17 protein-coding genes are annotated in these 18,722 nt (G+C 62.0%); 7 read left to right on the top strand and 10 right to left on the bottom strand.

Going from position 1 to position 18,722, the window contains the following annotated elements; translation table 11 throughout:
- Nucleotides 1-177: 177 nt before the first annotated feature.
- The 7 genes from VF194_RS19515 to VF194_RS19545 all read right to left on the bottom strand — a co-directional run bounded on the left by VF194_RS19515 (nucleotide 178) and on the right by VF194_RS19545 (nucleotide 6,819).
- A complete protein-coding gene (locus VF194_RS19515) occupies nucleotides 178-726 on the bottom strand; it encodes a MerR family transcriptional regulator (RefSeq protein ID WP_330892883.1) in 549 nt (182 codons plus the stop codon).
- A gap of 217 nt (nucleotides 727-943) precedes the next feature.
- A complete protein-coding gene (locus VF194_RS19520; RefSeq protein WP_330892884.1) occupies nucleotides 944-1,672 on the bottom strand; it encodes a hypothetical protein in 729 nt (242 codons plus the stop codon).
- On the bottom strand, nucleotides 1,665-2,483 hold the full coding sequence (locus tag VF194_RS19525) for a helix-turn-helix domain-containing protein (RefSeq protein WP_330892885.1): 819 nt from the start codon (nucleotides 2,481-2,483) through the stop codon (nucleotides 1,665-1,667). The genes VF194_RS19520 and VF194_RS19525 overlap by 8 nt, the downstream gene beginning before the upstream one ends.
- Nucleotides 2,484-2,488: 5 nt before the next feature.
- Nucleotides 2,489-2,686 carry a helix-turn-helix domain-containing protein gene (locus VF194_RS19530; protein ID WP_330892886.1) on the bottom strand — a complete coding sequence of 66 codons (198 nt, stop codon included), beginning with the start codon at nucleotides 2,684-2,686 and terminating at the stop codon, nucleotides 2,489-2,491.
- A 302-nt stretch (nucleotides 2,687-2,988) separates the two neighbouring features.
- Nucleotides 2,989-3,417, bottom strand: coding sequence for a hypothetical protein (locus VF194_RS19535; protein WP_330892887.1), 429 nt, complete (start codon nucleotides 3,415-3,417; stop codon nucleotides 2,989-2,991).
- Nucleotides 3,418-3,511: 94 nt separating this feature from the next.
- Nucleotides 3,512-4,771, bottom strand: a complete 1,260-nt coding sequence (locus tag VF194_RS19540; RefSeq protein WP_330892888.1) for a tyrosine-type recombinase/integrase — start codon at nucleotides 4,769-4,771, stop codon at nucleotides 3,512-3,514.
- 164 nt (nucleotides 4,772-4,935) lie between these two features.
- The gene (locus VF194_RS19545) at nucleotides 4,936-6,819 is read right to left on the bottom strand and encodes a sensor domain-containing diguanylate cyclase (RefSeq protein WP_330892889.1); all 1,884 of its coding nucleotides are present in this window, start codon (nucleotides 6,817-6,819) and stop codon (nucleotides 4,936-4,938) included.
- Here VF194_RS19545 and VF194_RS19550 point away from each other — a divergent pair.
- From VF194_RS19550 to VF194_RS19560, 3 genes are all read left to right on the top strand, one after another.
- Entirely contained in the window at nucleotides 6,703-7,497 is a 795-nt protein-coding gene (locus VF194_RS19550) for a DUF72 domain-containing protein (RefSeq protein ID WP_330892899.1), read from the top strand. The genes VF194_RS19545 and VF194_RS19550 overlap by 117 nt on opposite strands.
- Before the next feature lie 14 nt (nucleotides 7,498-7,511).
- Nucleotides 7,512-8,012: a hypothetical protein gene (locus tag VF194_RS19555; RefSeq protein WP_330892890.1), complete on the top strand. Its 501-nt coding sequence runs from the start codon at nucleotides 7,512-7,514 to the stop codon at nucleotides 8,010-8,012.
- A 339-nt stretch (nucleotides 8,013-8,351) separates the two neighbouring features.
- Nucleotides 8,352-8,831, top strand: coding sequence for a PAS domain-containing protein (locus VF194_RS19560; protein WP_330892891.1), 480 nt, complete (start codon nucleotides 8,352-8,354; stop codon nucleotides 8,829-8,831).
- Here VF194_RS19560 and VF194_RS19565 read toward each other — a convergent pair.
- The 3 genes from VF194_RS19565 to VF194_RS19575 are packed head-to-tail and all read right to left on the bottom strand — an operon-like array spanning nucleotide 8,828 to nucleotide 12,277.
- Nucleotides 8,828-10,081 (bottom strand): adenylate/guanylate cyclase domain-containing protein, encoded by a 1,254-nt coding sequence (locus VF194_RS19565; protein ID WP_330892892.1) that lies wholly within the window; start codon nucleotides 10,079-10,081, stop codon nucleotides 8,828-8,830. The genes VF194_RS19560 and VF194_RS19565 overlap by 4 nt on opposite strands.
- 3 nt (nucleotides 10,082-10,084) lie before the next feature.
- Entirely contained in the window at nucleotides 10,085-10,936 is an 852-nt protein-coding gene (locus tag VF194_RS19570) for a sterol desaturase family protein (protein WP_330892893.1), read from the bottom strand.
- A gap of 57 nt (nucleotides 10,937-10,993) precedes the next feature.
- Nucleotides 10,994-12,277: an MFS transporter gene (locus VF194_RS19575; RefSeq protein WP_330892894.1), complete on the bottom strand. Its 1,284-nt coding sequence runs from the start codon at nucleotides 12,275-12,277 to the stop codon at nucleotides 10,994-10,996.
- Between the two features lie 498 nt (nucleotides 12,278-12,775).
- Between VF194_RS19575 and VF194_RS19580 the strand changes: the two genes are divergently transcribed.
- The 4 genes from VF194_RS19580 (at nucleotide 12,776) to VF194_RS19595 (ending at nucleotide 18,515) form a co-directional block, all read left to right on the top strand.
- The gene (locus tag VF194_RS19580; RefSeq protein ID WP_330892895.1) at nucleotides 12,776-14,467 is read left to right on the top strand and encodes an ABC transporter substrate-binding protein; all 1,692 of its coding nucleotides are present in this window, start codon (nucleotides 12,776-12,778) and stop codon (nucleotides 14,465-14,467) included.
- A 125-nt stretch (nucleotides 14,468-14,592) separates the two neighbouring features.
- Complete coding sequence (locus tag VF194_RS19585) at nucleotides 14,593-15,525, top strand: ABC transporter permease (RefSeq protein WP_330892896.1); 933 nt, start codon at nucleotides 14,593-14,595, stop codon at nucleotides 15,523-15,525.
- Nucleotides 15,526-15,532: 7 nt separating this feature from the next.
- Entirely contained in the window at nucleotides 15,533-16,423 is an 891-nt protein-coding gene (locus tag VF194_RS19590; protein WP_330892897.1) for an ABC transporter permease, read from the top strand.
- Entirely contained in the window at nucleotides 16,416-18,515 is a 2,100-nt protein-coding gene (locus VF194_RS19595) for an ABC transporter ATP-binding protein (RefSeq protein ID WP_330892898.1), read from the top strand. The genes VF194_RS19590 and VF194_RS19595 overlap by 8 nt, the downstream gene beginning before the upstream one ends.
- Nucleotides 18,516-18,722: the final 207 nt, after the last annotated feature.

An 18,722-nucleotide genomic window follows, 5' to 3' on the forward strand; every position in this document is an offset into this window, starting at 1 on the left:
TGCGCGAAGCTCAGCGATGAGCTTGGAGCGCCGGTTCTTTAGGTCGGTGATCTTCACTTGCTTGCCTTTCTGTCTGGCCCCCAGAACTCGCCGGCAAATTGTGGCGAGCGCTGGGGGCGCTGAGATGCAGCGTCTCACGACGCTGCGGGTGAGCGGGGCGTCTCACGACGCTCCGGATCAAGCGTCCGACTCCGTTGTGAGCGGACGATCTGCGATGGTGATCGCCAATTTTTTGAGGGAGGTCACGATATCTTCTTCAGTGTCGCCGGAGCCGCTCTTGGCTCGGTGAATAGCCTTCAGCACGGTGACACCGAGATCGACCGCTGCGAACGCCTCATCGGGCGCCCCGCCGTCATTTCCGGGATGATCGACGCGCCAACGCCATTCGCCGCGCTCGCGCCAGAAGATCAAGACGTAACCGTTGAACGCGGCGGCGATCACTTCAGGAGGTGGGTTCTTAAACCGCATGACTGGCCCCGCAATCTTGGCGAGCAACCCGGCTGCGATCTCGTTCGCGCGCTCAACCTGCATGCCGAAGTCGACCAGCTTCCTGGTAATGGCGAGTTGCGCAATGTCGGCGAAGCTGAATTCGGCCCAGCCTTCTCCGGTGGTGCCGGACAGGCGAACCTGTTTGCGCTGGATCCACAATCGAAGCGCCTTCGGGGAGGTATCGATCGCGTATACCGCGTCTGAAAACCTAAGCTTGGGTTGCTGTAAGGGGCTCATCGAATCGCCTCGTCTGAGTACTTTTAAAAAGTACTCGACGGAGCAATTTTAGTCAACAGCATTCAGTTTTCGAAACTGTCGATTAGAAATATCAATTATGTTCAGAAAATCGATCAAAGGCGCATGTGAAGCGGGTTTTCTGGCCATTTTGGCTAATCGGCAGAAATTTCCGGGGAAAGAAAATCTCTGAATGACCCCGTGCGCGGCTTCCGGGCGGTCAGCTGCCAGCGATTTTCGCGACCAACTCGATCAGTCGCGGCACGTCTGGGCACCATGGCTGGCGGGCGAGTCTGCACACCTCCAGCGCGTCGTCATTGCCGTCTAGCAGCGCGCGCCACCAAGTCTGGACATCACCCTGCCCAATCTCCCTACTGGCCGCCCTGCGCCCCAGCTCGCTAGCCGCATACCTTGCATCGTCGAAGTCGATCGCTCCGCGGTAAAGCTGCTGCAGCCTCTCTGCGATCTCCAGGTCATTGTACAGGCGTTCCATACGCTCCAGCTTGCGCTTTCTGAGGTCTGCTGCCTGGGCGTGCTTTTCGGCGATCTCGAGGAACTCGGCAACGGTCGGCAGGAACCGCAGGGTTCGCCGCACCTCCTTGGCCGCCAGGTAAAGCACCTCGTCGCTAAAGCCGGCCGCTTCCTCGATGAGGCTGCCCAAGTATGCGTCGGCATGGTCGGGCTGGCGCTGTGGGAACGCGGCCAGCATGCTTGCGAGTACCGCGAGCTGGTACCGTGACGTCGCCGGCTGCGCGCGGCGTTCCAACTCGGTGCGCAACGCCGGGATTGCTTCGCGCGGCACCATCGCTGCCAGGGGCGCCCCTGCGTGCCAAGCATCAAGTGCCACCAGATGGCGCTCGAGCTCACTCGGGGCTGGCGCTGGCGCCGGAACGCGTCCGGGAGGGATCGGAGGGGCGGCGGGCTGCACCTTGGCAAGCTGATTAGCCATCGTGATATTCCTCGTCTGGGATTAGGGAGGCGTGCAGCGCCACGGCATCGGCCAGGATGCCGCCTCGCCTGCCTTGCTGCCGTGCCTGCGCCGGAGCCTGCGTCGGCTCGTCAAGCCAGCATTGGTCATTGAGCCAGGTCGCCGGGTGTTTCGTGAATCTTGCTTCCTGCCCTTCCCGCTCGGCTGCGTATCGCCGTGCGCCCTCCAGCAGGGTTTCGGGGGGTGCAGCCTTGGCTGCCTTCTGGTAGGCCGTCCATGCCCTCCCCCTTGCCACTCGCTTCGGGTATGTCGCCCACCATTCGGCAAAGCCGGCAGATAGAGAATCTCTCTTAGGCGGGATCATAGGTGGATTCATAGGAGGATTCGGGTAGGGCCCACCCGACTGTTTCTGAGTGCCGGCCCTACTGTTTTCGAGTGCCGGCCCTACTGTTTCGGGAATAAACGGTGGCGTCGGCCCTACTGTTTTTTGCTCGGTATCAGTAGCGTCGGCCCTACTGTTTTCCTCCTCAATCAGTAGCGTCGGCCCTACTGTTTCGGCGATATAGACCGGCCGATAAACGGTAGTGTTTTTCCGGCCGCCGCCTCGCTCGGCGGTAAAGTATCCGGCGCCGACAAGACGGCGCAGGCAGTCGATCACGGACGTTCGATGCATGCCGGTGCGCTCGGCGAGCGTGTCGAGACTCGGATAGGCCCCGCCCTCGTCAGTGGCGAAATCGAGCAGCACGAAGGCAACGGCTGCATCGCCCTTCGACAGCCGTTTGTCGGGAAGTACCCGCTGCATCATGTGCCATTTATCCAGCAGGTTTGCCATGCGCGTTACTGCGCGTTGGCGCCTGTTTGCATCCTCGGCAGCGCCTCCAGCCAGGCCCGAAGATCGGCGGCCAAAATGATGGTCTTGGCGCCGTCTTTCCGGGCCACCAAGGCGCCGCTCTTGATGTGGCGGTACAGGGCGCGGCGGCTGCGGCGGGAAGCCTCTGCGGCCTCGTCGACGGTGTATGCAAGGGGTTCGGACATGGCGTTCCTTCTGGGGTGACGCATGGCGTGCATGGATGTGCCCCTATGAGCACATTTAAAATGTACTCATAGGAGCATTTATAGTCAACGAAATTTTAAGACGGATGTCGCTCCCGACGTTCGCTGCCTCTCCACAAGACGCGGCAGCAGGTCGACCACGTCCCCAGGCCGCTTTCGGAGTTCACGGGAATCCGCAGCTAGGCCGGCCGCGTAGCCGATTCGAACAAGCTGTTGCTGGGCTGGCGAGAGGCCCTCCAGTGCCCGGCCGAGGCATCCAGGTGTGACGGGTTTTTTTCGGCGGCTCATGCGAGCCCCCCGGCCTTCGCGGCGATGGCGAGGTCACGTTTTTCGGCGGGAGTCAGATAGGTATTGGCGCCGCAAGGCAACGAGACGCCCCGCGCCACAAGGGCGCGCATGACTTGGAACAGCACGTCCTCGGCAATCTTGCCGCGCTGCACGAGGCACTCCAGCGAGTAGGTGGGGCTTCCGTCGCTGTCGAGAACATGCCGCCAGTCAACCATGGCCCGGGCCACCGTTACCGCGCCTAGAATGCCGGGATCCGACGTTGGCTGAATGCAGCCAAGCAGCATTTCCCGCGCTTCGATCTCCCTGTCCGCGGCCCGCCGCTCGGGCTCCCGGTCACAGGCGGTATCTGATTTGCGCCAAGCGGCGTCGATCGCCTTCAGGCAGTCAACAACCGGGTCAGGTTTTGATAGGGTAGCCTTAGCCATTGCCATGCGCCTCCTGTGCGCTGGTTTGGTCAGGCCTCGGCGGGTGTCTCTAGCACTCGTCGGGGCCGCTATTTCCGGGAAACCGCCCGGCCGGCTATCTGCGCTGTCTTGCGCCGATCTTGATCACCTTTCCGCCCTTCGCCTGTGGGGTGTCGATATACCTCGCCCATTCCGTCATCATCTGCCGGCGCCGGTCGAACAGGTCGGAGCGCCGGTAGGCGGCTTCAACCTTGTCGGGGATGGCATGCGCAAGGGCCTGCTCGGCAACCTCGCGCGGGTAAGTCGTCCGCTCGGCCGCCCAATCGCGGAACGTGCTGCGGAAACCATGCACGGTAAGATCATCGCGCCCCATGCGCTCCAGCAGCTTGAGCATGGCCATGTTGCTCAATGGCGCATCCTTGTTCCGACCAACGAACAGGTATCCGTTGCGGGCAGCTTCCGGGGTTTGCCGTAGCAGCTCGATCGCGCGGGGCGCCAGCGGCACGCGATGCTCCCGGCTGGCTTTGATTCGATCGGCCGGCACGATCCAGACGCCGGCCTTAAGGTCGATCTCGCCCCAGGTGGCGCCAATCGTCTCGCCAGTGCGCGCCGCCGTCAGGATGGTGAATTCCAGCGCCCGGGCGGCCTCTCCGGGCTGCCTTCGCAGCTCGGCGACAAACTCCCCGATCTCGGCATAGGGCAGCGCCGCATGATGCTGTACGCGCCGCACCCTGGGCTTGGCTGGCAACAGGTTTTCCAGGAGGCCGCGCCAGCGCGCCGGGTTGTCGCCAGTGCGCAGGCCGCGCGCGGTCGCCCAGTCCAGCACTGACTCAATTCGCCCGCGCAGGCGGCTGGCCGTCTCTGTCTTGGTCGCCCAAAGCGGCTCAACCGCATTGAGGACCATCGCGGTATCGACCGCCCGGACGGGCACCTTGCCGAACTTCGGGAAGGCGTACAGCCGCAGGGTGGAATCCCATTGCGCGGCATGCTTAGCCGATCTCCAGCCGGCGGCGTGCGCCGACACATACCGGCCGGCAGCCTCTTCGAACGTCACCGCCTTCGCCCTCTCGGCCATTCTGGCGGCCTTGGCAGCGCGCGCTGCCTCTATAGGGTCTATCCCCTCGCGCTTCGCCAGGCGAAGCTGGCGGGCCTTCTCGCGGGCATCCTGCAGCGTCACGTCCGGCCAGCGGCCCAACCCCATGTCGCGGGGCGTCATTCGGCCGTCGATGCGATAGCGGAAGATCCATGAACGGGTGCCGCCTTCAGTGACCCGGAGATACAGCCCCCAGCCGTCGGCATGCAGGCCCGGCTTCTTGCGCGGCACGTCGACTGCGGCCAGCCGTTTTTCCTTCCGCTTTGCCATCAACCAGCCCATCCTTTCGGCTGGCATTGTGCGGCACACGACGGCACACGTCAAGCTTGTGTTGCCAAAAGCCCGCGTAGAATGCGGCTATTCTAGCGGTGTTTTGTCATGCGGTGGCACAGGCTGGCACGGTGTACGGAGGACACCCCATCCGCCAGCGGCTGGCGAATGCGCCCTCAGGCAACCGCGGCAAGATCGCCAACCCGCACGCAGTTGCGGCCGGCCTGCTTGGCCTCGTACAGCGCGCCATCGGCACGAGCCAGCAATTGTTCGGCCTTTTCGCCTCTCTGCAGAACCGCGACGCCGATGCTGACGGTTGCGGGAATGCTCCGGCCTTCGAAGGCAAATCGCGCACCGATGATCGTCTGCCGGATCGTCTCGGCGATCCGCTGCGCATTGGCAAGATCGCAGTTGCGGAGCACAACCAGAAACTCTTCGCCGCCCCAGCGGCTGATGATGTCAGACGAGCGCAAACTGGCCCGCATCGCATTGGCCACCCCGAGCAGGACGCGGTCTCCTGCCAGATGCCCGAATTCGTCATTGATCAGCTTGAAGCGATCGACATCGAGCATCAAGACGGTCAATGGCTGATTCAGCCGGTCGGCGTCGCGGATGGCCTGCTCCATCAGGATTTCATAGGCATGGCGCGTCGCCAATCCGGTCAGCCGGTCGGTCGTCGCCATCGATTCCAGGCGCCGCTGATAGCGGCCGACCGTCAGCCATACCGCGAGAAGGACGAGCACCGTCACGATCGCACAAACGAAAATATTGAGGTAAAGCGCCTGGCGAATGCCCGCGAGATCGCTATCGGCGTCCTTCTCGACGATCAGATACCAATTCAATTCGGGAATGAAGCGGATGTTGAGCAGCCGCGCTGCATCATTGTAGACATATTCCAGCGATCGGACCCTGTCGTGCGACCAGAGGGGCAGCGTCCGCGCAAGGTCCCCGCGAGAGCGGACGTTCTGTTCCGGAACGTTGTCGCCTTTGCCGACCAGAACGATCCTGCCGGCGTGATCGACGAAATAGACGGTGCGTCCGAACCGCTCCTGATACTGGTCGATCAGGCTGCGCACGGCATTGACGGTCAGGCCGATGCCGATGGCGCCCATGAAGTTGCCGTCGTAATCGCGGACACGATAATTGATGAAGATCGTCATCGCATCCTTGTTGGCCATATCCGGATCGACATTGATCTCGTATGGCGCCGTCATCTTGCGGACGCGGAAATACCACTCGTCGCGAGGCTCGGTTTCGGCAATCGATTTGAGAATGCCATCGGCGTGATAATAGATATGCGTCTTGTCGGAAACGAAGAAGGCGGTAAAGGCGTGGTAGCGCCGTTTGATCTCGCCCAGATACTGAACCATGCGTTCCGGTTCGAGTTCGCCGGCAAGAGCCCAGTTGCGCACGAAGGTATCGCTGGCCATCACCGATGAAATCAGGATCGGCTGGATCAGGTCCTTTTGGATCTCGGAATAGATGTTGTCCGAGGTAAGCGGCAATTCATTCTGGATGATGGCGTCGCGCAGCGATTGACGGGATACGAAGTAGCTGGCCAGCGACGTCAGCAGAAAACCGCCGATCAGCAACCCGCTAACCAGCAGCGCCAATAGCCGCTTGTCGATCAACACCCGCTTCATCTGCCGCTGCATTTCCAGCCCCGCCGGTAGCCTCCCCGCCCGCGACAGACATACTCGTATTTCGGGTGCATAGTACAGAACTAAACTAGGAAAATGATATCCACAGAATGGTTTTCCCGGAATACCGGAAGGGGCCCCGGGTGCCTGGGCGGAACCGGGACGGACAGGAAGGGTTCTCCCGCCATGACGATACGGATCGGGATATCCGGCTGGACCTACGGGCCGTGGCGCGGCGTGTTTTATCCGGAAAAATTGCCGCATAGGGCGGAAATGGCATATGCCGCCGCCACCTTCCCCGCCATAGAAGTCAACGGGACATTTTACGGTCTGCAGCAGCCGAAGAGCTTCCTGCGTTGGCGGGCGGAATCGCCTCCCGATTTCATATTCACGCTCAAGGCACCCCGCTATATCACGCATATTCTCCGCTTGGGTGACGCCAAAGGCGCCGTCGCCAACTTCTTCGCCTCCGGGCCGCTGGCTCTGGGGCCCAAGCTGGGCCCGATCCTCTGGCAATTGCCGCCCAGCTTCCGGTTCAGCGCCGACCGTCTTGCGGCGTTTCTCGAACTTCTGCCGCACGACACTGCCGCAGCGACAAAGCTTGCGGCGCAGCACGATCGCCCGATCAAAGGCGGCGCCTACCTTACTGCGGAAGAAAACCTGCCCGTGCGGCACGCCCTGGAAATCCGTCACGATAGTTTCCGCACGCCGAAATTCATTGAGCTGCTGCGCGCGCACGATGCGGCGCTCGTCGTGGCCGATGCCGTGGAGTGGCCCTGCTTTCAGGATGTGACGTCCGACTTCATCTATGCCCGCCTGCATGGCTCGGAGGAGCTCTATGCGAGCCGCTATACGACAGAGGCCCTCGATAATTGGGCCCGCCGCTTCCGCTCCTGGGCAAATGGCCGCGAACCGCGAGACGCCAAGCGCATTGGCGGCCGATCGCCGCAACGGCACAAACGCGACGTTTTCGTGTTTTTCGACAACGACGCCAAGGTGCATGCACCGTTTGACGCCATAAGGTTGGCGAAACGGCTCGGTGTCGTCATCAGGCGTCCGGGCAAGGATTTCCGGCCGCCGAAGCAGAACGCCATGTGAATTGCGCTGGATCAATGTGGAGGCAAGCGGGAGTTCATAATTTCCTCGTCCCAGCGATCAGACCCGCGATCGCACCGAAGCGCGTACTGACGACGTTCATCACGACCATCCACCAGCCGGGAACGAAAAATCGTGACAACACAGGGGATGCTGAAGCGATGACCTGGAAAACCATCCGCCTGGAGCTGGCACGGAACCGGGAATTTCCCGAAGGCAGTGCCAGCTACGGCTATGAACTGAAGGCTCCGCTAAACCCGGAGGGCCATCTCGACATACAGGCCTGGCGAAGCAATCGGGCCGCCTGCAAGGTGCGCCGGTTTTGGCATGGCGAAGACGACCAGGAAGGCGAACTGATCCACACGCGCAACGGCTGGGCATTTTCATACGAGCCGGGCGAAGACGATGACGAAGCGCTGTTCAAGCTCGACCGGCATGTCTTCCGGCAGGGCGAATATGTCACCGTCAAAGAGCCCGGCGGCGAGGACCACACTTTCAAAGTGGCCGAGATCCGCTGAGGGCAGCGCGACGAAAATGAGGGCTGGGGGGAAAGAAAAAGGGCGATGATGCGCCGGCGGGTCACTGCATCCCGCATTACGGGCGGCGATCATCGTGCGGCCAGTACCGGCCGCTTTCAATCAGATAAGAACCTGTTTTCGGCTTTTCAAGCCAGGCCGGTAATTCCCCAGTAATTTCATTAACTTGTCTCAAATCTAACACAGTCATGCCACAATGGGCCGGCCCGGCCCTTTCAAATGAGGCTTGGCGATCAATATTACGTTAATCTTTTGCCATCCAAAGTTGGATTCGTCTGTCGATGGGGGAACGTCAGGATGACAGGCCCTAATATCGGGCTGGTGCTTGATCCGGATCTGGGACGACTGCCGCAACCGGCCAAGGGACTCCTTGCCTACTGGAATGAGCATTGCCCGGCGGGGGGATTGCCTGATCGGAGCGTTTTCGATCCCCTCTCCCTCCGGCCGTATCTGGGCAATTTGCTGATTGTCGATGTCGAGGCCACGGCTGGCGCGGCCGCCTCGGGGCAATCGGAGCGGCGCTTTCGCTATCGCCTCATCGGCACGGACGTGGCCGCCATGAGCGGGCGCGACATGACCGGCCGCTATTTCGAGGATGTCTACGATCCCGTCGCCTTGGCCGAGATGCGGCATTGCTTTGGCTGGGTCGTCGACCACCGACGGCCCGCTCGCATTTTCGGCACATTCCGGCACGCCAACCGGGCCTTCCTCGGCTTTGACGGTATGTTCCTGCCCGTCGCGACGGATCGCGGCAGCATAGTCGCGCAAGTAATCGGCTATATCATTTCGAACAAAAGCTAGACCGATAGGCCGAAGACTTCCTGCGGCTCGGCAACGCCACGCAGGTTATGCAAACCGAGCGAGACGAGCCGCGACATGACGGCCTCGCCCGCCGCCTCGGCAAAGGACCGCGACGCCAGCAGGTTGCGGTCCAGCACGCCGCAGAGATGCTCCAGGCGCGATACCTCGTTCACGGCAGGACCGATCAGGGTGAAGTCGAGCCGCGCCCCCGTTCCCACATTGCCGTACATCACCGTGCCGCGATGCAGAGCGATATCCAAATCGAGCACCGGCAGACCGGTGCGGATGCGTTCGGCATTCAGCAGCTTGATCGCCGCGAGCGCATCCTCCGCCGCTTTCAGCGCAGCGCAGCAGACCGGTGCCGGATCCTGGCCGGAAGCAAGCTGGAAGCTGGCCAGCAGGCCGTCGCCGAGGAATTTCAGGACCTGCCCTCCTTGCGTCTCGATCGCCGGGCCGAGACAATCGAAATAGCCGTTCAAGGTCTCGATCAACGGCTCAATCGCCAGGCGGTCGGCGACACCGGTAAAGCCGCGCAGATCGGCCCAGAGAATGATCGCATCGATCTTCTGCGCCATGCCGCGGCGGATCTCGCCCGACAGAACATGGCTGGCCGCATCGCTGCCGATATACGAAGCCGTAATGTCGCGCGCGAGCTGAGCCAACACAGTCGACTTGATCGCCAGGGCCAGCAGCGCGACCAGCCGGCGCAGACGGTCGATCTCGGCCGGCAGAAAGCCGCCCGGATGCACCGAGGCAAGCGAGCAGATCATGCCGATGCCGGCCTGCCGGTCCTCCAATACCGAATTGCTCAAGTCCCAGCCAAAGCTGTGCGCGAACGCCACCCAATCGGTGTAGCCCGCGGCGGCGAATTCCTCGAGCACCGGAAAGTCGCGTTTCGCCTGCGGCCCGACCAAAGGGCGCCGCATCTCGTCCAGGTCATTGTTCAGCATGTAGTGGAACGGACTCTCAAGCCAGTTCTGCGGCTCCTCTCCAGGCTCGCGATGCGGCATTGCCTGACTCTCGACGGGCTTCTGGCCGTCGGTCCAGGTCAGACCGTAAGCCCGAACGAGGGGATGCAAGGTTGCCGTCCCGACGAAGGCACGCCCGATCCTCACACCGGCATCATTGAGCCGGGTGCAGAAACCGTCGATCAGTTGTTCGACCGGCAGGCCATCCAGTCCGGATTGGACCAGCCAGCTTGCCAGCGGCCTGTCGGAAACAGGCAGAAGTTCGCTATCGAAAGCAGCCATGATTCATTCCACTATGGCCGAAACAGGCGTCTCCTGCGCCGGCTGTTTCACCTTATCACGACGCAATGGCTGCATCAGCATCCGGTCGAGCCGCAGCTCGCGCGGGTCACGGAAAATCGGCAAACCGATCGTCATCGCCTGGTGGCCGTCCCTCGGCTGAGCGCGGTATGTCGAAAACAGCCGGTCCCACCAAGGCAGGTTGAAACCGAAATTGCTGTCCGTTTCGTCGCGATGCCAGGAATGATGTATGCGGTGCATATCCGGGGTCACGACGATCAGCCTCAGGACACGATCCAACGCCGGCGGCAGCACGATATTGGCGTGATTGAACATGGAGGTCGCGTTCAACAGCACCTCGAACAGAAGGACAGCGAGTGCCGGGGCGCCAAGCAGCAAAACCGCGCCGACTTTGAGCCCCATGGAAAGCAGGATTTCCACGGTATGGAATCTTGCTCCAGTTGTAACGTCGATATCCAGATCGGCATGGTGCATGCGATGCAGACGCCATAACGGCCCTATCTTATGGAACGCCACATGCTGAGCGTAGATAAGAAGGTCGAGGGCCAGAACACTCACGGCGACGGCAACGCCGGCAGGAACGGCAACCATATTGAACAGGCCGATCCCCGACTGCTCCGCCCAGACCGCCACCCCGACGGCCGCCGCCGGAGAGACCAGGCGCAACGCCAGTGTATTCAAAGCCGCCATGCCAAGATTGCTGGGCCAGCGCCGCCAGCGGCCGAGGGCGAGCCGACGCCGCGGCGCCAGCCACTCCCATGCCATGAGAATGGCCAGCAATCCGAAATAGATGGTCAGGCGAATGGCCGGCTCATGACTAAGAATCGCCGCGGTCATAAAGCCAATCTAGCGCAGCCCAAGGCCAAACCATACGGCCAGGCTCCGGCGATATTGTCAGGCTGCATCCCGTGCCGATGGAGGATTCGGTGCGTCATCTTCGCCCGTCGGCGGCGAACCCTCCGGTGGCCCGGGTTCATCGGGACCGGAGGCGCCGGCCTCTTCGGCGCGCGGGTCCATATCCGAAGTGACCGGAACCGTGGCCGGCATCGGCACGAAATCGGCCTTCTGGGTATCCGCCGGCACCGAGCGCTGACGCATCCGATAGATCGTGAACAGCGCCATCGAGGCGTGGATCGCAGCGGTAAAGCCGAACAGGCCGGCCGCGCCAACCGTCTCCATGGCGGTGGATGCCAGCAATGGCCCGATCACCGAACCCGCCCCGTTGATCATCAGCAGGCCACCGGCTACCGAGACGAAATCGACACCCGTGGTGACGTCATTCGTGTGCGCCACGCTCAGGGCATAGACGGGAAAGGCAAAGACACCGAACAGGAAGCCGGCCGCGATGGTCAGATTGGGCATTGCCAGACCGGCGGCAACAATCGCCAGGCCGGCGGCCGAAGCGGCAGCGCAAGCGATCAAAATGGTGATCCGGCGGTCCACCCGATCCGACAGGCGGCCGAACGGCCATTGCGACAACGCCCCGCCGATCACGGTCGCGCTCATGAACAGCGCAACGTCGCTGACGGCGAAGCCGGATTGCAGAACGAATGCTGGCGCCAGCGCCCAAAAGGCGCCATTGGTCAGGCCGACCACGGCACAGCCTGCCGCTCCCACCGGTGAAATCCGGAACAGCTTGCCGAAGGATAAACGGTCGGCTGTGATCACCGTCGGCTGCGGCGACCGTGTCAGTGCGACGGGAACCGCGGCAATCGAAACCAGAATCGACGCGATCGTATACAAGGGAAAGCGCGACGGATCGTCGGTCAGCATCAAAACCTGTCCAAGCGTGATGACGCTGTAGTTGACGGTCGTATAGGTGGTGAATATCAGGCCACGGTTCTGGCTGGTGGCGCGCTCATTGAGCCAGCTCTCGATGATCAGATACAGGCTGGCGAGGCAAAATCCCGTGATGGCGCGCAATATCCACCATACCGACGGGACAACAATCAGCGCATGTGCCAGCGGTGCGACCGAAGCGACCGACACCATGGCGGTGAATACGCGGATGTGGCCGACGCGCCGGATCAGCTTCGGTGTGACCACGCAGCCGGCGACGAAGCCGATGTAATAGCTTGCACCAAGGACACCGATAGCCAGGGAACCGAAGTCTTCCAGGCTGGCACGTACCGGCAGAAGCGTGCTCTGCAAACCGTTGCCGGTGAGCAGCAGGGCCACGCTGAGCAGGAGCGCACTGACCGGAGCAATGGCAGCCATCGCATCTTCTCTCTCGCGGCGCTGCGAACCTCATTCGCCCTCACCGACATTCTTTCGTCATCCGTTCAGATAATGCCGAACAACAAGCAACGAGCAAATGATGTTCGAATCAAAATGCGAAAAAATTTGAGTGAGACGGGACGCGATCATTGGCAATAAAACAAAATTCGTGTCGCAGGCTGATGAGAATAAACCACTAATTTATATAGATTTCACGCTGCATTTCTCGCACTCGCAACGACGTAATGGGATTAAAAGGTTGACATCGATGGGCATGATCTAAATACTCCCGGCGCCAATAACACATATCAATCGCTGCGAATGACGCAGAATACTTCTGCGATTTCATTTGCATTTCTGTTGTCTTTGCCCTGCGCAAACTCGCTCCCGGCGGCGGTCGCGGCCTACTGGTCGGTTCGGCGTCGACAAATCATCACCACCGAGAAGATGGAGGCGCCAATGTCAAACAAAAACAAATCGGGGATTCATTCCGCCCTGCCCGAACTTGCCGAAAAGGCAAGGCGCGGCGAACTCGGCCGACGCGATTTCCTGCGTACCGCGGCACTGCTCGGAGCCTCTGCTGCCACCGCCAATTCCCTGCTCGGCATCGCGCTGACGCCGCGCAATGCCTTTGCCGCGGAAACGCCGAAGATGGGCGGCAATCTGCGCGTATCCATGAACGTGATGGATATGTCCGATCCGGCGATCTTCGACTGGTCGCAGAAGGGCAATCAGGCCCGCCATATCATCGAACCCCTGGTTCAGGTCGACAAGAACAACATCGCAAGGCCGCATCTGGCCGAGAAGTGGGAAGCTTCGGAGGATCTGAAGACCTGGACCTTCCACCTGCGCAAGGGCGTGAAATGGTCCAATGGCGATGATTTCGGCGCCGACGACGTGATCGCCACCTTCAAGCGCTGGCTCGACCCGGCGACGGGTTCCTCGAATATCGGCCGCTTCGCCTCGATGACCACGACGGTCGATACCGGCAAGAAGGGCAAGGACGGCAAGCCGGTCAAGAAAACCTCGATGACGGAAGGCGCGCTGGAAAAGGTGGACGCACATACGGTGCGCTTCCATCTCAACACGCCGGACCTGAGCCTGCCCGAGAGCATGGCGGATTATCCCGCCCTCATCACGCATCGGCACTTTGCCGAAGACGGCGCCAATTTCCTCAAGAAGCCGATCGGCACCGGAGCGTTCGCCTTGAAGGAGTTCGCCGTCGGCGAACGCTGTGTGCTGACCAAGCGCAAGGACGCCAAATACTGGGGCGGCGACGTCTATCTCGACCAGATCACCTACATCGATCATGGCGACGATCCGGCAGCGCAGCTTGCGGCCTTTGCATCCGATCAGGTCGACACCAATTACGAAACCGGCGTCGATCAGGTCCCTGCCATCAAGGCGCTGCCGAACATTGAACTCTATGAGACCATCACGGCGCAGACCGGCATCGCGCGCTTCAAGGTGACCGAGAAGCCGTTCGACAACATCAAGGTGCGGCAGGCGATCCAGGCCTGCATCGACCATGATCGCCTGAAAGCCCTGCTCTACGGCGAATACGGTGCCCCGGCCGAAGATCATCATGTCTCGCCGGTGCATCCGGAATACGCCAAGCTGCCGAAGCAAAAGCAGGATTATGCCAAGGCGAAGAAGCTGCTGGCCGAAGCCGGCCATGCGAATGGGCTGCAGATCCGCATCGACTGCGTCGCCAATCCGACCTGGGAGCAGAATGCCTGCAAGGCCATCGCCGAGATGGTGCGGCCGGCCGGCATCGACATGCAGATCAACGTCATGCCTGGCGGCACCTATTGGGACCGCTGGCTGACGACCCCGTTCGGCTTCACCAACTGGACGCATCGCCCGCTCGGGGTCCAGGTCCTCAACCTGGCCTACCGCACCGGCGTGCCGTGGAACGAAACGTCATATTCGAACCCGGAATTCGACCGCCTGCTGGATGAGGCCGGCACGAAGCTCGATCCAAATGAACGGCGCAAGGATATGGCCAAGCTCGAGCAGATCCTGCAGCACGACGCCGTCTTCGTGCAGTCCCTATGGCGCTCGGTTTTCGTTGCCGCCAATAAGCGCGTCCGCGGCATCTATGCCCATGTCGCCTTGGAGCACCATTTCAACAAGGTCTGGCTCGCCTGACCCAGCAATGTTGAAGCGGGCCGGCCATGCCGGCCCGCCTTTGCGCCCCACTAACAAACCGGGAGCGCCAATAAAAACGACAACAGGGATAGTGTCATGACATTCGTAAGCAGAGGCGCCCCTACGTGCTGACGTTCATTCTCCGTCGGCTGGCCTTTACTGTGTTGACGATGCTGGTGGTCTCGCTGCTGGTATTCCTGCTGCTCGAGCTCAATCCCGGCTCGGTCGCGGTGAAGGTTCTCGGCCCCTATTCCACGGAAGAGCAGCGCCAGATCTGGATGGCAGCGCATGGTTATCTGCAGCCGCTGTGGCAGCGCTATGCCATATGGCTGCAGCATATGGTCACCGGCGATTTCGGCGACAGCATCCGCTTCAAGGTTCCGGTCGCCGAAATATTGTGGCCGCGGCTATGGAATACGGCCATCTTGGCCTTCTGGACCTTCGCCATTCTGGTGCCGCTCTCGCTGATCCTCGGCGTGCTGTCGGGCATGCGGGAGGGATCGCCGCTCGATCGCGCCATTTCGATCGCCAGCATCATCACGACATCGATTCCGGAATTCGCCAGCGCCGTCTTTTTGGCGGCCATCTTCGTGTTCTGGCTCGGCGTGCTGCCCGGCACTTCGGCCATGTCCGGCGGTTTCGATTGGGCGCAGCTGGTACTGCCGGTCATGGTCCTGGTGCTTTACGACATCGGTTATGTGACCCGCATGACGCGCGCCTCGATGGCCGAGGTGATGACCGCGCCCTATATCCGGACGGCATTCTTGAAAGGCATCCCGTTCCACCGCGTGATCCTGCGCCATGGACTGCGCAATGCGCTGATCCCGCCTTTCACCGTGATCATGCTGCAGATCAACTGGCTGCTGTCCGGTGTCGTCGTGGTGGAGTTTTTCTTCGCCTACAAAGGCTTCGGCGCGCTTCTGCTGGAGGCCTCGCTCAACCAGGACATCTATCTCATCCAGGCCTGCGCCATGGTGGCGGTTTTGGTGGCGGTGACGACGCAGACCCTGGCCGATATCGGCTACACCTACCTCAATCCCCGGATCAGGTTGCAGTGAGGCCCGCATGAGCATGACCGATCAGGCCGCCACGCCCCTGCTTCCCGCCAGGCTGCGGCGTTTCCTCCGCGCTATCGCGCTGCTGCGGGAAAGCCCGGTCGCGATGATCGGAACCGGCCTTATCCTCTTCTGGGTTCTGGTGGCGATCCTGGCGCCGTTGCTGGCGCCTTTCGATCCCAATGCGACGCTGCAACCCTTCGCCAAGCCCGGTACGGCTTATGCCGCGGGCCACGGCACCTTCTGGCTTGGAACCGACCATCTGGGACGGGACATCCTGTCGCGGATCATTTGGGGGTCGCGAACCGTGCTGCTCTATGGCTTCGTTGCGACGGCCTGCGCCTATGCCGTCGGCATCGCCATGGGGCTGGCGGCCGGCTACTGCCGCGGCTGGCTGGACGAGCTTCTGTCGCGTGCCAGCGACATCATCCTCTCCTTCCCGATCCTGGTGCTGTATGTCGTGATCATCGCGACGATCGGGGCGTCCGGCCTCAATATCGTGCTGGCGGTGACCTTCGCTTCGGCACCGGCCATCATGCGCATCGTGCGCGGTCTGGTTCTGGAAATCCGCGAGCGCGACTACGTCGCCGCCGCCAAGATGCGCGGCGAAAACGCCGTCTACATCATGTTCGTCGAAATCCTGCCCAATGCGCGCGGGCCGCTGATCGTCGATGCCTGCCTGCGCATGGGCTATGTGACGATCACCATCGGCGCGCTGGGCTTTCTCGGTCTCGGTCTGCCGCCACCGGATCCCGACTGGGGTGGCATGATCAACGAGGCCCGCTCCATGGCCCTCGCCTTCCCGCATATGACGGTACTGCCCTGCATCGCCATTTCTTCGCTTGTACTCGGCCTGAACCTGCTGGCCGACGGCTTGAGGGAGATTTCGCTTCGTGACTGAAACGACAGCCGCCAAAACTTCACAGGATTCACCCGTCCTCGACCTGCAGGACCTGCGGATTTCCTATTTCACCCGTTCCGGCGAGATCAACGTGGTGCCGGGCCTGGACCTGAAGCTCTATCCCGGCGAGGCGATCGGCCTGGTCGGGGAAAGCGGCTGCGGCAAATCCACCATCGGCTATGCCATCATGCGCTATCTCGGCAAGGCCGGCCGCATCACCGGCGGCAAGGTGATTTTCGAGGGCCAGGACCTCTACGCCCTCGACGAGGATGCCTTGCGGCGCCTGCGCGGCAACCGCATGGCCATGGTCTATCAGGACCCGATGTCCAGCCTCAATCCCACCATGACCGTCGGCGCCCAGCTGATGGAAATACCGATCTACCATTTCGGCGCCTCGAAATCCGATGCCCATGCCCGGGCCATCGCGATGCTGGAGGAAGTCAACCTGCCCGACCCGGAAGCGATGATGCGCCGCTATCCGCATCAATTGTCGGGCGGGCAGCAGCAGCGCGTCGTGATCGCGATGGCCCTGATGGCCGAGCCGTCCCTGCTGATCATGGACGAGCCGACCACCGGCCTTGACGTGACCGTGGAAGCCGCCGTGCTCGATCTGATCGCCGCACTGCGCCGCAAGCATAAGACGTCGATCATCTTCATCAGCCACAACCTCGGCACCGTGGTCAGGATCTGCGATCGCATCGGCGTTTTGTATGCCGGCGAACTGGTCGAGGAAGGCCCGATCCGGGATGTCTTCAACGATCCCCGGCACCCCTATACGCGCGGCCTTCTGAGCTGCATTCCGACGCTCGATGCGGACAAGAATTCGGCGCCGCTGGTGCCGATCAAGGGCACCGTCTCCGTTCCGCGGCAGCGGCCGCCCGGCTGCGTCTTCGCCCGCCGCTGCGAGTATCTGCAGGACGGGCTCTGCACCCAGGACACCATCTGCATGGGCTACGCGCCGCAATCGCGCAAGCACCGGGTCCGTTGCGCACGGCAGCACAGCCTGCCGCCGCTGGAGCGCAGCGGCGCGAGCGAGGCCATCGACGTTGAAGCCATGCCGCATAACGAGGCGATCCTGGCGATCAACGGCCTCAAGAAATACTACGACCAGTCGGCCGGTCTGGGCCTGATCGGCGGCAACAATGTTCAGGTCAAGGCGATCGACGGGATCAATCTGCGGGCCAGGCGCGGCGAGACCCTGGCCATCGTCGGCGAATCCGGCTGCGGCAAGTCCACGCTGGCAAAGATCCTGACCGGCCTGGAACTTGCCACCAGCGGCAAGGTGACGCTGGACGAAGTCGACCTCACCGAGCTTGGCGTCGGCAAACGCCCCGACGACGTGATCCGCCGCCTGCAGATGGTGTTCCAGAATCCGGACTCGACCCTCAATCCGAGTCATACGATTGGCTATGCGATCGAGCGGCCGCTGCGCCAGTTCGCCAAACTGCAGGGCGACAAGCTGAAGAAGAAGGTGAAATCCCTGCTCAAGGCGGTAAACCTGCCGGCGGAATTTGCCGAGCGCAAACCGCGCCAGCTCTCCGGCGGCCAGAAGCAGCGCGTGGCGATTGCCCGCGCCCTGGCCGGCAGCCCGGAAGTGATCATCGCCGACGAGCCGGTTTCCGCGCTCGATGTCTCGGTGCAGGCTGCCATCATCAATCTTCTCGCGGAGCTGCAGAGCGAGCGGCAGACGACATTGCTGTTCATCAGCCATGACCTGTCGGTGGTGCGTTATCTCGCCGACCGGGTGGCGGTGATGTATCTCGGCAAGATCATGGAGGCCGGGCGCGTCGAAGACGTCTTCGCCCCGCCCTACCATCCCTATACCGAAGCCCTGCTCTCCGCCGTTCCCGTCCCGGATCCGAACGTGCGGTCGAAACGCATCGTGCTGCAGGGCAAGCCGCCAAGCGTCATGGATCGCCCCAAGGGCTGTCCTTTCGCCACGCGATGCCACCGGAAAATCGGCGCGATTTGCGACGAGGTGGAGCCTGTCGAACAGCGCTTCAGCAGCGGCCACCGCATCGCCTGCCACCTGCCGGAAGCCGAACTGGCCGGCATGGAGCCCGTCCTCACCACCGATGCGGCGGCGGAATAAGGCCTTCAGGCCCGCCTGATATCCGGCAAGAGACCTGCGGACTACCGGTCGCTGTGATGCGCCTTCGCCTGCATGCCCGCCGCGCGGATCTGGCTGAGTGAGGCACGCGGGGTCAGCGCCTCAGGGTCGAGCTTGATCTCGATGATCGCCGGCTTGTTGCTGGCCTGGGCGCGCTGGAAGGCGGCTGGGAAATCCTCGGTCCGCTCC

The sequence above is a fragment of the Ferrovibrio sp. genome, from assembly GCF_036381655.1.
In the GTDB taxonomy this organism is placed as follows: Bacteria; Pseudomonadota; Alphaproteobacteria; order Ferrovibrionales; family Ferrovibrionaceae; genus Ferrovibrio.

What these genes read in the sequence shown, in the direction of transcription:
- VF194_RS19515 (WP_330892883.1), bottom strand. Translation starts at nt 726, where the DNA reads ATGAGCCCCTTACAGCAACCCAAGCTTAGGTTTTCAGACGCGGTATAC.
- VF194_RS19520 (WP_330892884.1), bottom strand. Translation starts at nt 1,672, where the DNA reads ATGGCTAATCAGCTTGCCAAGGTGCAGCCCGCCGCCCCTCCGATCCCT.
- VF194_RS19525 (WP_330892885.1), bottom strand. Translation starts at nt 2,483, where the DNA reads ATGGCAAACCTGCTGGATAAATGGCACATGATGCAGCGGGTACTTCCC.
- VF194_RS19530 (WP_330892886.1), bottom strand. Translation starts at nt 2,686, where the DNA reads ATGTCCGAACCCCTTGCATACACCGTCGACGAGGCCGCAGAGGCTTCC.
- VF194_RS19535 (WP_330892887.1), bottom strand. Translation starts at nt 3,417, where the DNA reads ATGGCTAAGGCTACCCTATCAAAACCTGACCCGGTTGTTGACTGCCTG.
- VF194_RS19540 (WP_330892888.1), bottom strand. Translation starts at nt 4,771, where the DNA reads ATGGGCTGGTTGATGGCAAAGCGGAAGGAAAAACGGCTGGCCGCAGTC.
- VF194_RS19545 (WP_330892889.1), bottom strand. Translation starts at nt 6,819, where the DNA reads ATGCGTGATATAGCGGGGTGCCTTGAGCGTGAATATGAAATCGGGAGG.
- VF194_RS19555 (WP_330892890.1), top strand. Translation starts at nt 7,512, where the DNA reads ATGTGGAGGCAAGCGGGAGTTCATAATTTCCTCGTCCCAGCGATCAGA.
- VF194_RS19565 (WP_330892892.1), bottom strand. Translation starts at nt 10,081, where the DNA reads ATGGCTGCTTTCGATAGCGAACTTCTGCCTGTTTCCGACAGGCCGCTG.
- VF194_RS19570 (WP_330892893.1), bottom strand. Translation starts at nt 10,936, where the DNA reads ATGACCGCGGCGATTCTTAGTCATGAGCCGGCCATTCGCCTGACCATC.
- VF194_RS19580 (WP_330892895.1), top strand. Translation starts at nt 12,776, where the DNA reads ATGTCAAACAAAAACAAATCGGGGATTCATTCCGCCCTGCCCGAACTT.
- VF194_RS19590 (WP_330892897.1), top strand. Translation starts at nt 15,533, where the DNA reads ATGAGCATGACCGATCAGGCCGCCACGCCCCTGCTTCCCGCCAGGCTG.